A 14987-nucleotide genomic window follows, 5' to 3' on the forward strand; every position below is an offset into this window, starting at 1 on the left:
TGAACTTGTTATTTTCAGTACAAGTTCATCAATAAACCTGATTTTAATATAGAATCAGGTTTTCTTAATTTACTTTAGATTCAATAGTATTAATCAACAAATGCAATGGCTTCTATTTCAACCTTGCCTTTGGGGTCGAATAACTCTTGAACTGCGATAATCGTCATCGACGGGAATGTTTCACCGAAGCGCGAACACCAAGCTACCGCAAGTTCTGTTTTTTTAGAGCGGTATAAAGGGAAATCTGTGATATAAATGTTCATCTTAGCAATATTTTTAGATGTGCCTCCGGCCGCTTCAAGCACAGTTAAAACATTATCTAAACAAGCTGAAAACTGAACAACAAAATCTTCACTTTCCAATACCCCATCAATATTTCCTGATAACTGCCCTGAAATAAACATCATTCTTTTACCTTCAGGAATGATGACACCATGAGTATACCCACTCGGGTTATGGCGCGTTGGTGGATTTAACATTTCAAACATTACAAAAACTTCCTAGTTTTAATTTATTAGCGTTACTTTAGCTTTGGATTATTTCGGATATTTTTACAGCTAGCTAGCTGCAACAACTTACAGGTGATGTGCGATTTTTTTTCCATATACTCGATAAGCTAACAATACTTCTAATAGCGATTAAGACAGCTAAAAGCTGGTTTTATCGTCATTAAATATCGGCAAAATAAATACAATTACAGAAGGGATCAGCTTTGAATTTTCCACACTTAACCAACGCCAACATTTTAGTAACAGGTAGTTCAAGAGGTTTAGGATTAGCGTTTGTAAAAACGTTATCTAAAAGCGATGTTGAACATATATATGCTGGGTGCAGAACTCAAAGTGGATGTGACACAATAAAGGAGCTCAATCTGCCCAATGTCACACCAGTACTATTAGATGTCACAAAGCAAAGCGATATCAACAATTTATCTAGTACCATCAGCCAATTAGATTTAGTGATTAATAACGCGGGCATAGCCTCTGCTTGTGGTTTTTCATCGGAAAATGCACTGGATATTTCAAAAGCAGAAATGGACGTCCACTACTTTGGCAGTATTTCCCTTATTCAAGCATTGTTGCCATTGTTAAAGTTATCAACAAAAGCGGGCATTATTAACATATCTTCAATAGCGGGCCTGAGTAATTTCAAAGCAATGGGCACCTATTCAGCCTCAAAAGGAGCGCTACACTTTTTAACTCAAGGATTAAGAGCAGAACTCTCAGCAGATGATATTTTTGTACAAGGCGTTTACCCAGGGCCTTTTGATACAAGACTGGCTGCAAATTATGAAGGGCCAAAGCCAAGCCCAATCAATATAGCTGAATCTGTACTTAACTCATATTGTGAACGTCAATACGAGGTATTTCCGGATGAATTCTCAACTAACATGCATCAAATTTTCAAAAATGCCCCTAAAGAATTAGAAGAAATTTTTTCACAATAAACATAACTCTACTCGTTATTTGAATAATCATTAACGAATATCTGCTTACTTATTCTTGGACTGGCTAAGTTCTGAGGCTAAGTTCGGGTAAGTAAGCGCTGTGATGAACATAGACCTCTCAGTAAAAAGCCCACATCGCTTTTTTTGTTTCCCCCCAATTGCCACTTATCAAACTTAAGTGACATAAAAACAACAGTTACATGAAATTAAAATTAAATATATCAACAAGTTATTTATTACTAGAAACTTAAGTTATTAACAAGTACCATCTAGCGCCAGAGTAAGGATACTTGATTTTAGTTTTTAAAGAATATAGGGACATTCATGCATTTGAACGAATGTGAAAAACTCACAACCCAGCTTAATTCAGCTGTTAGTATCAATGACATAGAGTCACTTTGTGAACAATTCTGCCAGTTATTTTCATTCGAATACTATGTTTTCGCAATCTGTAAAGTAACCTCTCTTGTTTCGCCTAATATCACTTCATTATCAAACTACCCTTCAGATTGGCTAGAAACATACTGGGAACAGGATTGCCAAAAACACGATCCTGTCGTCAAATACAGTTTTGAAAATACCGCGCCTATCCGCTGGGATAAATTAGTTGAGAGAAAAGAATACATCTCCCCTGAGGGGTTAACAATAATGCAAAATGCATCTGAGATGGGGTTAGTGAATGGTTTATCTATTCCGTATAAAGCCCATACAGGTGAAATCAGCGTTTTCAGCCTCTCAACAAACAACAGCGAAGATATAGATAACCGCATGCTATCTGCTATCTTCCCCGCTCAATCGTTCGGCTCTCATCTGTTTAATAACATCACACGAATAAAGAACGCAGAGCAAAGCGAAAAATCGAAGAAATTGACACCCAGAGAAATAGAGTGCCTATTCTGGGCTTGTGAAGGGAAAACGACGTGGGAGATTTCTAAAATCATCAAGGTTTCAGAAAGAACAGCCATTTTCCATTTAACCGGAGCAACTCAAAAACTTGGTGCAACAAACAGGCAGCACGCTGTTGCCAAAGCTATTTTGGGTGGATTAATTCAACCTAGATTGTAGTAAAGTGTGATTTTTTACTTCAGTGTATTTAGCTCTATTGAGGTAAACAACACGACTGCACTCGCCCACGAGTGTACTTGATACCGTCGCCCAGTCACTAATATCAAGTACGCTCTGATTATCATGGTAACGGCTATCGTGAAGGTTCACACCTTTTTGGGTCGAAAAATGATAGATGATTTCATCTATCTTACCCAGCTCTACATAACTGGCCAATGAGTGCAGATCACAGAGTAATACAACATTGTATCGTCCCTCTTTTAATAAATAAGTCAGAATCGAATGAATATCAGAAGCGCTATTTAAGCCGTAGGTTGGAATTGTCTCTCCTACCTTGTTGTCCTTAGGTAAACAAGCTAACAAAGATGATTCTGATACCGTGTAAATGATTGCTCTAGAATGGCTGACTTGTTCTGCAATATGGGCAGTAAAGCCAAATTCATTAGTTAAACTATCGAGGGGTAATTTTTGACCGCTGAGATTACCGGCGCATATTGCACTGACCCAAGGACGGTTATAGTGTTGTGCGGTATTAACGCCTGACGCAAGATCGCCCGCGATTAAATTATAAGGAAGATAAAAAACACAACCTGACCAGTCGTTTGCCCAGCGTCTAAATACCGTGCTGGTATCATCACTGACTTGAGTGGAATGACTGATAAAAATACGCTTGCAAGCACTACTACCAATACTGTTAATAAGCTCGTTAACGTCTAATAATCCCTCAACTGGCTCTATGGTCAAATATATGGATTCAATTTGTTCGCTGTATTTTGCAACTTGTTGAGAAATTTTGTTTTGCTCAACCCCTGCCATCGTACCCGAGCAATCTAAAACATCGGACATACTACTTATTAAGCTCCAGCCATAACCAGACCGCTCTGAATAACTGAGTGCCGCACTTAATGACTGATTCATTTGGTTTATTACATTGGTTGGAGGGCTTGTTTCACGCTCAGAGGAAAATGAATAATTTATCATCTACCACTCTTTTAGATTTATTATCATAGTTATTTCCCATTAAATTTAATCCATTCATATATAAACAAATTACCGCTTAGTTAGCCACAAAACGGCATAAATGTAAGTGCAAACAAGTGTAAACCAATGCGAACTTGATATAGAAAAGTGTCTTAAGTCCTAACGAACGTAGATTTTCGATAAGCCATGATCAAAACAACTGCTAAACAGGCAATAGCGGTAACAACAGGGAAAAAAACAGTCGTTAATGAATAGTTTTCAAGTGCCATAACAGAAACTGTGTTTCTTACTGCAACAATCAAAAAGAAGTTCAAGTTTTCTTCAAATGGGTTAGCGTAAGCTTTTTTCAGCGTTGGCCCAAACCCAACCACATTCATTATTGTTAATATAATAACGGTCCAAAGTGGATCGGAGCTAAAGTACCAGAACATTGACGCCACAATGGCGATAAATAAAAAATACCAGTCTGATTTAAAAATCGTAATGTCTGACTTCTTGATGAAGGCCAATATTGCGATACACATCACTAAGCAAGCAGAAACACCAATTACCCAAGCCCCCGCTCCTCCTTCATCAGATAGTTGAGCGAGAAAAACAATAAACGTTGTTCCCCCCCATATTGCCCATGAAAACACATGAGGTTTAGTTTTTTTCTGAAAAATGGAGTAGATGTAAGGTATATAAGCAATAAACGTAAGTGCAATACCAACAATAGCCAATAAATCCTTAGGCATTATGTCCCTTTAATATTTCCATATATTGATGAGATAGCCTCGCTGCAACAGCAAGTTGCCACTCAAAATAAAAGTTCACGTATAGATAGTAAAGACAAAAGCATCATTTTGCTAACTGTAAAATCTAACAGCTATGAGTACTCAGTCATTCGCAATATTGTCTATTTACTATTCAACTATCTAGTAAAAATTGACGTGAACGACATTATTTTTGCCCAAGAGAACTCAACCACTAACTTCGATCAAATTCTTAATGAGTGCTTTAAACTCAGACATGACACATTTATAGAGCGACTGTCTTGGGATATCCCCTCTGTAAACGGTTTAGAAAGGGATTATTTCGACGATCTGTCTCCGACACATATCGTCATTAAAAATGATAAAACAATAAATGGTTATTGGCGAGCACTACCTTGTGAGGGTGATTATATGTTGCAGTCAATTTTTCCAGAACTACTACAAGGCGAAGACGCACCGAAAAATAAAAACACCTGGGAAATTAGCCGATTCGCCGTTCGTAAAGGTAGCTCTCAATCGCAATCAGGCTACATCAGTAATATCAGTTTAGATTTAATTCAATCCTTTTATCAATTTGCCTTAAGCAAACAGATCACCTCTTACGTGACAGTCACAACCGTTGCCTGTGAACGCCTATTGAGACAAGTAGGCCTGAAAATTCGCCGTTTAGGCGAAGGCAAAGTTTTGAAAATAGGCGTAGAGCGCACAGTGGCATTGCACATAGATATGAGCAACAGCGCGCTGATGGCTAAATAGCCAGTTATACCTGTCATATTTGACATCTTATATCTGGTTTTAAATGACCTTAGTATTTTTTCTATACACAAACAAAGTAACTCTTTATTAATCGAGATTATCAACATGTTCAGAAAACTTGGTAAAAACAATATTTCAGCCGTTGGTTTAGGCTGTATGGGAATGAGCGAATTTTACGGTGCAACAGACGATAAAGTTTCTCTTCAAACACTTAAGCAAGCTTATGACATTGGCTACAGAAACTTCGATACAGCAGATATGTACGGCCAAGGTCACAATGAGGAATTAGTGGGTAAATTTATCAATGAATCAGGCATTGAACGAAGTAATTTATTTATCAGCACTAAAGGCGGCATTGTCAGAAGTAAAACCGATAAATACAGTATTTCCGTCGACTCTAGCGCCGACTATATCAAAAGTGCATGTGAAGCGTCTTTAAAGCGCCTCAACACAGATTACATTGATTTATATTATGTTCACCGCCTTAATCCTGAAACTGATATTTCAGAGACAATGGGGGCATTACAAGAATTAGTTCGCGAAGGCAAAATTAAAAATATCGGCCTTTGTGAAGTATCGAGCGAACAAATAAAAGCCGCCCACAACATTCACCCAATCGCAGCAGTACAAAGTGAACTCTCTTTATGGTCACGCGAAGTCGAAGAAAATGTATTGCCAACATGTTCAGCACTCGATATCGCATTAGTAGCTTTTAGCCCGCTTGGTCGTGGCTTCTTAGGTGGCAACATCGACAAAAATTTCATGAATAGCGTCAGTGAAGATCTCGACTTTAGAAAACGATTACCGCGCTTTAATGATGAAAACATTGAGAAAAACATGCTGCTAGTTAAAAAATTAGAAGGGCTAGCTCAAGAAATTTCTACACCTGTATCTCAGCTAGCATTGCATTGGGTGCTATCAAGAGCCTCAAATGTTCATATCATCCCTGGTAGTAAAACAAGCAAATACTTACAAAGCAATTTCGATGCACAAAACCTTGATATTCCAAGCAGCGTGTTATCGACCCTAGATGAAATATTTTCACCAGATGAAGTTTTCGGTTCCCGATATCCAGAAAAAATCTTATCAAAATCAGCATAGACAAAACGTCATCAAACATTTTATTTAACTTAAGAGCAAAATCATGATCACAGATAACTCATCAGACATCGTATTAGAGTCAATAAACGATAAAGTCGAATTTGAAATCACACTTGAGGATTACCAAACATTACCTGAAGTACTCATGCAATTGTTAGAGCATGCTAAACCTTATCAATACTTACAAAGTGCGCCTAACGAACTTAAACACGTAAGGCAATTACTCAAAACGGTAACCGAACGATTCTGCGGCCCGAATGATGATGGCATTGCATTTCAACTTCACAAATCGTTAAACACGATTTATGACTATCAAATCAATAGCTTTGCGAACTCATCACAGTATGACCCTATCTTGATGGAAATCATGCTAGAGCTTGAAAGCGCTTGGATCTCTTTTGAGAAAAGCAGAACACCAAAAGAAGAGATGCCAACTGACGCGCGTGAGTTCACAAAGTGGTTAAAATCATATGCATTAAAACACCCGTCATCACAGCACGATATTTTTAAATACCTTGCAGATGAATGTACTCAAGAAGAGATGACTTACTTCTTTTCTCAGGAAGTGACAATCGATCCGCGTTTTGACGATTTAATTGCTTTAATGCAAGTCGGTATTGATAAACCAGAAGTCAAAATGGAATTAGCCAGTAACTTCTGGGATGAAATGGGTAATGGCAAGCCAGATGAAGTTCACACCAAGTTATTCTCTAATTTATATGATGAAATTGATGTGTTTAAAGATGGTGAAGGTTTCCTTGATGTACTTGATCGCGCATCTTGGCAAGCTCTTGCCTGCGGCAACACATTACTGTACTCAGTCCTTCACAGAAAACACCTGAATATTGGTTTAGGTGCCTTAGGTACAGTTGAAATCATCTCTCCTTACAGATTTTCTCATTTAACCAGAGGCTTCAAGCGATTAGGCGTTTCAGATAAGGCAAGCGTCTACCACCAAACACATATCGCCATTGACGCTATTCACGGCAACGGTTGGTTAAATAACGCCATTAAACCTATTGTCGCAGAGACGCCACAAGCGCGTGAAGAGATATTCTTTGGTTCGATGTTAAGAATGAATACTTCAGCTGATTATTGCGAACATATCGAAAAGCACTTTTCTAATAATCAAGATTAACCAGTAAAAAGCAGAGAATTGGTAACGACTTAAGCTGCTATTAGGAAAAATTATGGAAGACTTTTTTTACATCATTGTTGGCGATGATTATGAAGAATTTGCCAAACAAAATCATGTGTACACGGTTTCAGATTTTTATAAAAAAGTAACCGAGCACACAGATTGGCCCCATCAACACGCCAATATCATTATTGGACAGGGTATCAATTACCACAACAGGAAATTCATTGAAGAGCTGTTGGTAGAGAGAAAGATCGAGCACATTCAATCTATTCCACCGATTGCCAAGTTATCAGATACCCACAAGTGCACAGAAGAGAACGTGCTAATCACGGCTCCTGAAAAACTTGGCAAGCTGAGTTACGGTTTCAATTTAAGTATCACAGATAAAGTTGACCGACTTTCAGATCACGTAACGAACCAACATGTTGGCGCAATGCTATTAATGGAAGCAGCAAGACAAGCGACCATAGTCGTATTGGAGTTAGAATACTGTCAGAACGCTTCATTTGGCTTAATTTTAGATAACTTTGTATCTAACTTTAATGAGTATTTATTCCCGCTACCAACCTCGCTTCAAACGACGATTATTGAAAAGAAAGTTTCTAGTAAAAATATCACCGTAGAGGTCAGAACAAGCATTACGCAAACTGATACGCATATTGGCACTATTTCACTAGATGTCACACTTTGTGATTCGAAAATTCTTGGCAAAATTGAAAGTCGTAAATCGCAAGGTGCTGTCAAAGCATTGTCTGAAATAAATGAAAATATTTTAGAAAAAGAACTAGAAATAGCTTAACAGGTTTGGTCATGGAACAACCAATTGAAATATTAATTATTGGTGCAGGAACGACAGGCCTAACTCTAGCTAACGATTTGGCACGCCGAGGCGTGCCATTCAAAATAATTGATGCTAAGTCCGGCCCCACTAAAGACAGTAAAGGTCTTGCATTAAATATTAGCAGCCAACATGGCCTCAATTTAATTGGCGTTGAACAAAAGATAGGTGCTAGCAGTAAACACATTCAACGCTTAAACATTCATTGGGAAAACAAACGCTACTCTTCTATTAACTTTAATCAATTAGATGGCGATATTCGCTATTTAATGACTCAACCACAATCAGTTACTGAAGAAGAACTCCTACAATCCTTGAGTGCACAAGGGCATCAAGTGCACTGGGCTCACAAGCTAGATGAAATAAAAGAGAACAAAGACAATGTCTATGTGACTATTTCAAAAGGCGAGCAAGTGCTTGAGGAATCATTCCGCTATGTTGTCGGATGTGACGGAAAGCACAGCAAAGTCAGAGAGCACCTAAACTGCAACTTTGACGGCTTTGATTATGATATGTACTTTGTTTTAGGCGATTTCACATTAGACCTAAACATCAAAGATACCGAAGTTCAGTATTATGTTTACCCCGATACCTTTTTCATCATTGTCCCCATTGGGGAAAATAAGTGGCGTATTGTCGCTAAATACGATGGTGAAGTACCTACAGAGCCACCATCAGAACAAGAAATAGAGAGTATTATCGCTCGTCACTTTGGCAAAGCCTTTTCTTTAGGTAAAGCGAAGTGGATATCTCGCGCTCCATTTTATAGCAGAGTGGCAGATAAAATAGTGTCCAAACGTACTTTTATAGCCGGTGATGCTGCGCACTTATTTAGTCCAATTGGCGGCACGGGTATGAACACAGGCCTACAGGACGCTTTTAACTTAGGCTGGAAATTAAGTGCTGTATATCACAAGCTCAGCGAAGAAAGCTTATTAAAATCTTATGAGCATGAAAGGCTCCCTGCAATAAAGGCGGCAGCACAAGTATCAGAACTTTCTACCGAATTGATAACTCGGAAGTTAACTGAACACCCTATTATTAGCCAGTTATCACCCAAGTTAGAAAACAGAGCATATTTGCGTGACATTTCGCCAAGAGCGCACTCAGGTATGGCCCAAAAACTACCACTACCTAATGATGACACGGTTGAACAAAATAACTTAGGTTGCTACTGCCCCGTAATAACCTACTTAGCCCACAATAAGCGCTTATTTTCAGACAAGTTTGATGCACCAACACTCTGGTGCCTGGTACCTATAACTTGGCTAAATCGCTCAAAAACTGAATTAAATAAACTTAGAGATAAAATTTTTCAATACCCGAAAGCTCAGGTTATCTATTTTCAATTTAATGAAGCGGTTAATGAGTCATATGCAATTGAAACACAAAGAGAGTGTATTGCTCAGTTACCTCAATCCATAATCAAACAAGCTGCTAGTAATGAAACCATTACTGTCGTTCGACCAGACGGAATGATTATGTACGAGTCTAACAACCATGAATTATATGGTTTAGAGCAGGCAATTAATAACAACTTAAAACCACTTCAAACCATACAATCGGTATCTTAAAAATGAAAAAGTACTTTAAATCTGTATGCGGTATCAAAACAGAGTTCATCGAATCAGAGGGAAATAGTCTCCCCATTATTTTATTCCATGGAAACTCTAGTTCAGCAAACGCATACGAATCATTACTTTGCTCTGAAATAGGTAAACAATATCGATTAATATCGGTCAGTTTTCCTGGTCATGGTGAAAGTTCATATTACCCTAATTCGCCAGATTCTATATCGATAGCCATGCTCGGTGAATTTACTCATGAAGTAGTAAAAACCATCACTACAGATAAATATATCTTAATCGGACAAAGTTTGGGGGGCCATGCACTATTAGAAGCACTGCAGCTTCATGCTAACGCCATTGGCTTATGCCTTATTTCATCCCCTCCAATTTCATTAGAAACCATAGAAAATGCATTTAAGCCAGATCCAACAGGTGGTTTACTCTTCCAAAACACCTTAACGGAACATGAGGTTGAGCGCTTTGCTAGCGCATTTATTAAGGATAACGACGAAGCTAAAACAAAGTTATTAAGCCAGCATATCGCATCAACACAAGGCAGCTTTAGAGAAGCCTTAGGACAAAGTCTAGCTAACGGTTTAGTACTAAATGAAATCAACGCTTTGTATGAAAGTAACATACCGACCATTATGCTAAGAGGTAAGCACGATCAGTTTCTTAACGAGAGCTACTATGGCTTTTTTAAAGAGAGTAAACCAGCACATTTAGAAATTGTTGAATTTACCGATGCAGGCCATGCAATTCTGTTAGATGCTCCAGAACGATTTAAGGACGTCTTAGCAAACTTCCTATCCAATCGCTTGGAATCCCATAAACGCACAACGCCATTAAATTAACAGCCTATACGGATGTAATCATGTTATTAAATATAAAAAAGCGAGCAGCATTCTTTGATGTTGATGACACGCTAATATCAGTAAAAAGCCTCGTATCATTTGTTCAATATTTAAATGATAACAACAGCAAAGACATTGACCTGCCGTCGATGTCGGTTTTCTTAAAAAACCTTTATAACGGTCTTAATAACGGTACGCCTAGATCAGAACTAAACCGATATTACTTTTCTATCTACAAAGGCATTTCGACAGATGTAGTCGAACAAGCTGCTTACAACTGGTTTGTTGAACAAGAAAAAAACGATAATTTTTACATTGAAAGCAGCATAAACGAGCTGCAAAGGTTGGCTAAAGAAGGTTACCAAATCGTTTTAGTCACAGGCTCTTTTATGCCTCTGCTAAAACCATTGCAAGAACGATTACCCATTAATCACATCATTCACACTACACCTGAAATTATCAATAACCACTACACGGGTGAGCTTATTGGCGCCCCCTGTATTGGTAGTATCAAAAGAACTAAGGTGTTGGAATTTGCTCTTAAACACAATATCGACCTAAAAAATAGCTGGGCTTTTGGTGATGACGATAGCGACATCCCCATGTTACAGACAGTGGGACATGGTATTAGAGTTGAGAAGGCATTTGAACAGTCGTTGTTAGAAAACTGCCAATAATCAGTAATTAAAAATAAAAGGATTAAAGTAAAAATGGCATTAGTAGGATTATTTTTTGGTAGTGACACTGGCAATACTGAAGCGGTTGCCAACATGATTCAAAAAAAGCTAGGCGATAAAATGGTTGAAGTCATGGATATTGCCAAAAGCACAATAGAGCAAATAGCTGAATTTGATTTACTTATTTTAGGTATTCCAACTTGGTATTACGGAGAAAATCAATGTGATTGGGATGAGTTAATACCTGATTTTGAAAGCATTGATTTTACAGATAAGTTAGTGGCTATTTTTGGTTTAGGTGACCAAGAAGAATACAAAGATTATTTTTGTGATGCGATGCATAGTCTTTACGATATTGTTGACAATAAAGGCGCAATTCTTGTTGGTCAATGGCCAGCAGAAGGCTACCAATTCGACGCATCAAAAGCATTAATCAATGATGATACGTTTGTCGGCTTGTGTATTGATGAAGATAGGCAGCCTGAACTCACACAAAATCGAGTTGATAAATGGGTTGAACAGGTTTACGAGGAAATGTGCTTAGTCGAACTGGAGGATTAGCACCTCTACCCTATCGAATGACAATCTAAATGCGGGAGGTAAATACTGTCCAACTCAGTGTTTACCTTTCTATTTTACTCGACACTATTTTTTATCTTTGACAGCACTTTAAAAAGCCTGACAACTCATACTGACCATGCACGAAAACTTCTGTGAACTCTATTACTTGCCGTTAGATAGCCATGGCTTGGGCTTTAACACCAAAGAGGCACTATCATTTTTAGATCACGCTGAAATGTTAAGGTATCAAAGCTATAAACCTAAACACAGCAAGCTCGTTTTTTTGCTCACCAGGTACTATATAAAATATATACTCGCTAAAAAACTATCCTGCGCTCCAAATCAAGTACGATTTCAATACAGTCAAAATGGCAAACCCAGTTTAAAAGACAAACAGCCATTACACTTTAGCTTGTCGCATAGCCACTCTGCGATAGCGATAGGGATATCATCTAACAACATTGGTATCGACATTGAAGATACATCAACTTCACAGCCGTTTTATCGACAAGCAGCACAATTCATTAATAAACAAAGTGCAGAGGATATCGCTAGTACGAATAGCGAAGAAGAGGCAATAGCCCTATTTAATCTATATTGGACAGTTTTAGAAAGTACAGTGAAGTATCACGACTCCAGCATTTTTAAGGAAAGGCAGCGCTTAATTGTTCCGCCCATTAACATGACCACACCAATATCATCTTTTAACGTTAATGACTTATATTGCTGGACACATAAAATTGAAACAAGAGGTAGTCATGTGAGTACACTCAGTTTCACTCAACAACGTAAAACTGACAAATTAGACGTTTATCAAATAGGTTCAGGCAACGAATTTAGCCGAATAAAGACTCAATCCGCTTAGCTACTCTTAACAACCCTACTCTTTTGTATTGTTAGCGATATTTTTTGAACATAAAAAAAGGATGCTTGTTGCTGCCAACAAGCATCCTTTTTAAATATAGGACATGTTGTAACCTTAAAGCGGGTTACAGGCGTCTTATAAAGCGATTACATCATACCGCCCATACCGCCCATGCCGCCCATGCCGCCCATATCTGGTGCTGCTGGCGCCGCATCTTGCGGGATTTCTGCAACCATAGCTTCAGTTGTGATCATAAGTGATGCTACAGATGAAGCAAATTGTAATGCAGAGCGCGTTACTTTAGTTGGGTCTAAAATACCCATTTCTAACATATCGCCGTATGTATCATTGCCTGCGTTGTAACCATAGTTTGCACCATCAGCTTGCTTAACATTGTTAACGACAACTGATGCTTCTTCACCACAGTTAGTAACGATTTGACGCATTGGCGCTTCCATCGCACGTAATGCAACAGCAATACCGTGGTTTTGATCTTCATTGTCAGCTGTTAAATCAGCAATTTTCGCAGCAGCGCGAACTAGTGCAACACCACCACCAGCAACTACGCCTTCTTCAACCGCAGCGCGTGTTGCGTGTAATGCATCTTCAACACGGTCTTTTTTCTCTTTCATTTCAACTTCTGTTGCCGCACCTACTTTGATTACAGCAACACCGCCAGCTAATTTAGCTAAACGCTCTTGAAGTTTTTCTTTGTCGTAATCTGAAGAAGACTCTTCGATTTGACCTTTAATTTGAGCAACACGGCCAGCAATTGCTTCTTCTTCACCAATACCGTCGATGATCGTTGTGTTGTCTTTAGAGATAACAACACGCTTAGCTTGACCTAAATCTTCTAAAGATGCTTTTTCTAAATCTAAACCGATTTCTTCAGAGATAACTGTACCTGAAGTTAAGATAGCGATGTCTTGTAACATTGCTTTACGACGGTCACCAAAACCAGGAGCTTTAACAGCAGCAACTTTAACGATGCCACGCATGTTGTTTACAACTAATGTTGCTAAAGCTTCACCTTCAACGTCTTCAGCAACAATCACTAATGGACGACTTGCTTTAGAAACACCTTCAAGTACTGGTAATAATTCACGAATGTTAGAGATTTTCTTATCTACTAATAAGATGAATGGGTTATCTAACTCAACAGAGCCATTTTCTGCATTAGTCACAAAGTAAGGAGATAAGTAACCACGGTCGAACTGCATACCTTCAACCACGTCTAATTCATTTTCTAAAGCTTGGCCTTCTTCAACAGTGATAACGCCTTCTTTACCTACTTTATCCATTGCTTGAGCAATGATTTCACCGATTTCTGAATCAGAGTTAGCAGAGATAGTACCTACTTGAGCAATTGCTTTGTTATCAGCACATTCTACTGATAATGCTTTTAACTCAGTTACTGCAGCAGCAACGGCTTTGTCGATACCGCGCTTAAGATCCATTGGGTTCATACCCGCAGCAACGGCTTTTAAACCTTCGTTAACTAAAGCTTGTGCAAGTACTGTAGCAGTTGTTGTGCCGTCACCCGCTTCGTCATTTGCTTTAGACGCAACTTCTTTAACCATTTGCGCGCCCATGTTTTCGAATTTATCTTCTAATTCGATTTCTTTCGCGACAGATACACCATCTTTAGTGATTGTCGGTGCGCCAAATGATTTATCTAAAACTACGTTACGGCCTTTTGGACCTAAAGTTACTTTAACTGCATCCGCTAAAATGTTTACACCTGCAAGCATTTTTACGCGAGCGTCGTTACCAAATTGAACTTCTTTTGCTGCCATGTTGTTAATTCCTAAATTCTGTTGTGTCTTTAATGTTGAGTATTCACTCAAATTACAAATTTATTTTTACCTGACTAAATTTACTGACTTCAAAATAGTCAAGCTTAAGACAAAGCCGTCGAAGTTTTTACGAGGGAGCTTATTTTAATAAGTGACCGAGTAAAAGCTGATGACAATGCCGTATAAAGTCTGGATATGAAGAAGTTATTCGAAAACGGCTAAAACGTTTTCTTCCTTCATCACTAATAACTCTTCGCCGTCGATTTTTTGTGTGCTATCGATAGCAAAGCCAAATAAAACTGTGTCGCCAACTTTAACTTCTAATTCTTGGCGTGAACCGTTATCTAAAACGCGACCAGCACCTACAGCAACAACTTCACCTTTTGATGATTTTTCTGCTGCACTACCTGTTAATACAATGCCACCTGCTGATTTGGTTTCTTCTTCTAAACGCTTAACGATCACACGATCGTGTAGTGGACGAATTGCCATGTGTCTTATCTCCTAAGAACAAAAGTGTTGTTTTGATAAAAAGTGGGAAGTTATCTTCCGTTGCAACCTTATTTGGGGATGGCATGAATAAAT

At 38.4% G+C, this 14987-nt stretch carries 16 protein-coding genes; 11 read left to right on the plus strand and 5 right to left on the minus strand.

All coding sequences use genetic code 11. From position 1 onward, the window contains the following. Positions 1–89: 89 nt before the first annotated feature. Positions 90–488 (minus strand): RidA family protein, encoded by a 399-nt coding sequence (locus tag HR060_RS00350; RefSeq protein ID WP_174198267.1) that lies wholly within the window; start codon positions 486–488, stop codon positions 90–92. 224 nt (positions 489–712) lie between these two features. On the opposite strand from HR060_RS00350, the gene HR060_RS00355 reads away from it, so the two are divergent. Then, positions 713–1447 (plus strand): SDR family NAD(P)-dependent oxidoreductase, encoded by a 735-nt coding sequence (locus HR060_RS00355; RefSeq protein ID WP_174198268.1) that lies wholly within the window; start codon positions 713–715, stop codon positions 1445–1447. Positions 1448–1771: 324 nt separating this feature from the next. After that, positions 1772–2512, plus strand: coding sequence for a helix-turn-helix transcriptional regulator (locus HR060_RS19255; RefSeq protein ID WP_174198269.1), 741 nt, complete (start codon positions 1772–1774; stop codon positions 2510–2512). Here HR060_RS19255 and HR060_RS00365 read toward each other — a convergent pair. Together HR060_RS00365 and HR060_RS00370 are read right to left on the minus strand one after the other, a co-directional pair. Next, the gene (locus HR060_RS00365; RefSeq protein WP_174198270.1) at positions 2492–3493 is read right to left on the minus strand and encodes a hypothetical protein; all 1002 of its coding nucleotides are present in this window, start codon (positions 3491–3493) and stop codon (positions 2492–2494) included. The two genes, HR060_RS19255 and HR060_RS00365, sit on opposite strands and share 21 nt — an antisense overlap. A gap of 152 nt (positions 3494–3645) precedes the next feature. Then, positions 3646–4227 carry a hypothetical protein gene (locus HR060_RS00370; RefSeq protein WP_174198271.1) on the minus strand — a complete coding sequence of 194 codons (582 nt, stop codon included), beginning with the start codon at positions 4225–4227 and terminating at the stop codon, positions 3646–3648. A gap of 108 nt (positions 4228–4335) precedes the next feature. Here HR060_RS00370 and HR060_RS00375 point away from each other — a divergent pair, with 108 nt between their 5' ends. The 9 genes from HR060_RS00375 to HR060_RS00415 all read left to right on the plus strand — a co-directional run bounded on the left by HR060_RS00375 (position 4336) and on the right by HR060_RS00415 (position 12606). Further along, entirely contained in the window at positions 4336–5001 is a 666-nt protein-coding gene (locus tag HR060_RS00375; RefSeq protein ID WP_217434835.1) for an acyl-homoserine-lactone synthase, read from the plus strand. A 105-nt stretch (positions 5002–5106) separates the two neighbouring features. Then, positions 5107–6102 (plus strand): aldo/keto reductase, encoded by a 996-nt coding sequence (locus tag HR060_RS00380; RefSeq protein ID WP_174198272.1) that lies wholly within the window; start codon positions 5107–5109, stop codon positions 6100–6102. Positions 6103–6145: 43 nt separating this feature from the next. Continuing rightward, a complete protein-coding gene (locus HR060_RS00385) occupies positions 6146–7240 on the plus strand; it encodes an iron-containing redox enzyme family protein (protein WP_174198273.1) in 1095 nt (364 codons plus the stop codon). Positions 7241–7292: 52 nt separating this feature from the next. Then, positions 7293–8042, plus strand: a complete 750-nt coding sequence (locus HR060_RS00390; protein WP_174198274.1) for an AfsA-related hotdog domain-containing protein — start codon at positions 7293–7295, stop codon at positions 8040–8042. An 11-nt stretch (positions 8043–8053) separates the two neighbouring features. After that, the gene (locus HR060_RS00395) at positions 8054–9655 is read left to right on the plus strand and encodes an FAD-dependent oxidoreductase (RefSeq protein ID WP_174198275.1); all 1602 of its coding nucleotides are present in this window, start codon (positions 8054–8056) and stop codon (positions 9653–9655) included. 2 nt (positions 9656–9657) lie between these two features. Then, entirely contained in the window at positions 9658–10503 is an 846-nt protein-coding gene (locus tag HR060_RS00400) for an alpha/beta fold hydrolase (RefSeq protein ID WP_174198276.1), read from the plus strand. Between the two features lie 20 nt (positions 10504–10523). Further along, complete coding sequence (locus HR060_RS00405) at positions 10524–11180, plus strand: HAD family hydrolase (RefSeq protein ID WP_174198277.1); 657 nt, start codon at positions 10524–10526, stop codon at positions 11178–11180. Between the two features lie 33 nt (positions 11181–11213). Beyond that, a complete protein-coding gene (gene fldA, locus HR060_RS00410) occupies positions 11214–11741 on the plus strand; it encodes a flavodoxin FldA (protein WP_174198278.1) in 528 nt (175 codons plus the stop codon). A gap of 136 nt (positions 11742–11877) precedes the next feature. Further along, entirely contained in the window at positions 11878–12606 is a 729-nt protein-coding gene (locus tag HR060_RS00415) for a 4'-phosphopantetheinyl transferase family protein (protein ID WP_174198279.1), read from the plus strand. 146 nt (positions 12607–12752) lie between these two features. Here HR060_RS00415 and groL read toward each other — a convergent pair whose 3' ends face one another. Together groL and HR060_RS00425 are read right to left on the minus strand one after the other, a co-directional pair. Then, positions 12753–14402: a chaperonin GroEL gene (groL, locus tag HR060_RS00420; protein ID WP_174198280.1), complete on the minus strand. Its 1650-nt coding sequence runs from the start codon at positions 14400–14402 to the stop codon at positions 12753–12755. A gap of 204 nt (positions 14403–14606) precedes the next feature. Beyond that, positions 14607–14894 carry a co-chaperone GroES gene (locus HR060_RS00425; protein ID WP_174198281.1) on the minus strand — a complete coding sequence of 96 codons (288 nt, stop codon included), beginning with the start codon at positions 14892–14894 and terminating at the stop codon, positions 14607–14609. Positions 14895–14987: the final 93 nt, after the last annotated feature.

It is taken from the genome of Marinifaba aquimaris (assembly GCF_013328345.1).
Taxonomy (GTDB): domain Bacteria; phylum Pseudomonadota; class Gammaproteobacteria; order Enterobacterales; family Alteromonadaceae; genus Marinifaba; species Marinifaba aquimaris.

Coding starts and splice junctions, on each gene's coding strand:
- HR060_RS19255 (WP_174198269.1), top strand. CDS start 1,772: ATGCATTTGAACGAATGTGAAAAACTCACAACCCAGCTTAATTCAGCT.
- HR060_RS00415 (WP_174198279.1), top strand. CDS start 11,878: ATGCACGAAAACTTCTGTGAACTCTATTACTTGCCGTTAGATAGCCAT.
- HR060_RS00400 (WP_174198276.1), top strand. CDS start 9,658: ATGAAAAAGTACTTTAAATCTGTATGCGGTATCAAAACAGAGTTCATC.
- HR060_RS00425 (WP_174198281.1), bottom strand. CDS start 14,894: ATGGCAATTCGTCCACTACACGATCGTGTGATCGTTAAGCGTTTAGAA.
- HR060_RS00370 (WP_174198271.1), bottom strand. CDS start 4,227: ATGCCTAAGGATTTATTGGCTATTGTTGGTATTGCACTTACGTTTATT.
- fldA (WP_174198278.1), top strand. CDS start 11,214: ATGGCATTAGTAGGATTATTTTTTGGTAGTGACACTGGCAATACTGAA.
- groL (WP_174198280.1), bottom strand. CDS start 14,402: ATGGCAGCAAAAGAAGTTCAATTTGGTAACGACGCTCGCGTAAAAATG.
- HR060_RS00395 (WP_174198275.1), top strand. CDS start 8,054: ATGGAACAACCAATTGAAATATTAATTATTGGTGCAGGAACGACAGGC.
- HR060_RS00405 (WP_174198277.1), top strand. CDS start 10,524: ATGTTATTAAATATAAAAAAGCGAGCAGCATTCTTTGATGTTGATGAC.
- HR060_RS00380 (WP_174198272.1), top strand. CDS start 5,107: ATGTTCAGAAAACTTGGTAAAAACAATATTTCAGCCGTTGGTTTAGGC.
- HR060_RS00350 (WP_174198267.1), bottom strand. CDS start 488: ATGTTTGAAATGTTAAATCCACCAACGCGCCATAACCCGAGTGGGTAT.
- HR060_RS00385 (WP_174198273.1), top strand. CDS start 6,146: ATGATCACAGATAACTCATCAGACATCGTATTAGAGTCAATAAACGAT.
- HR060_RS00390 (WP_174198274.1), top strand. CDS start 7,293: ATGGAAGACTTTTTTTACATCATTGTTGGCGATGATTATGAAGAATTT.
- HR060_RS00365 (WP_174198270.1), bottom strand. CDS start 3,493: ATGATAAATTATTCATTTTCCTCTGAGCGTGAAACAAGCCCTCCAACC.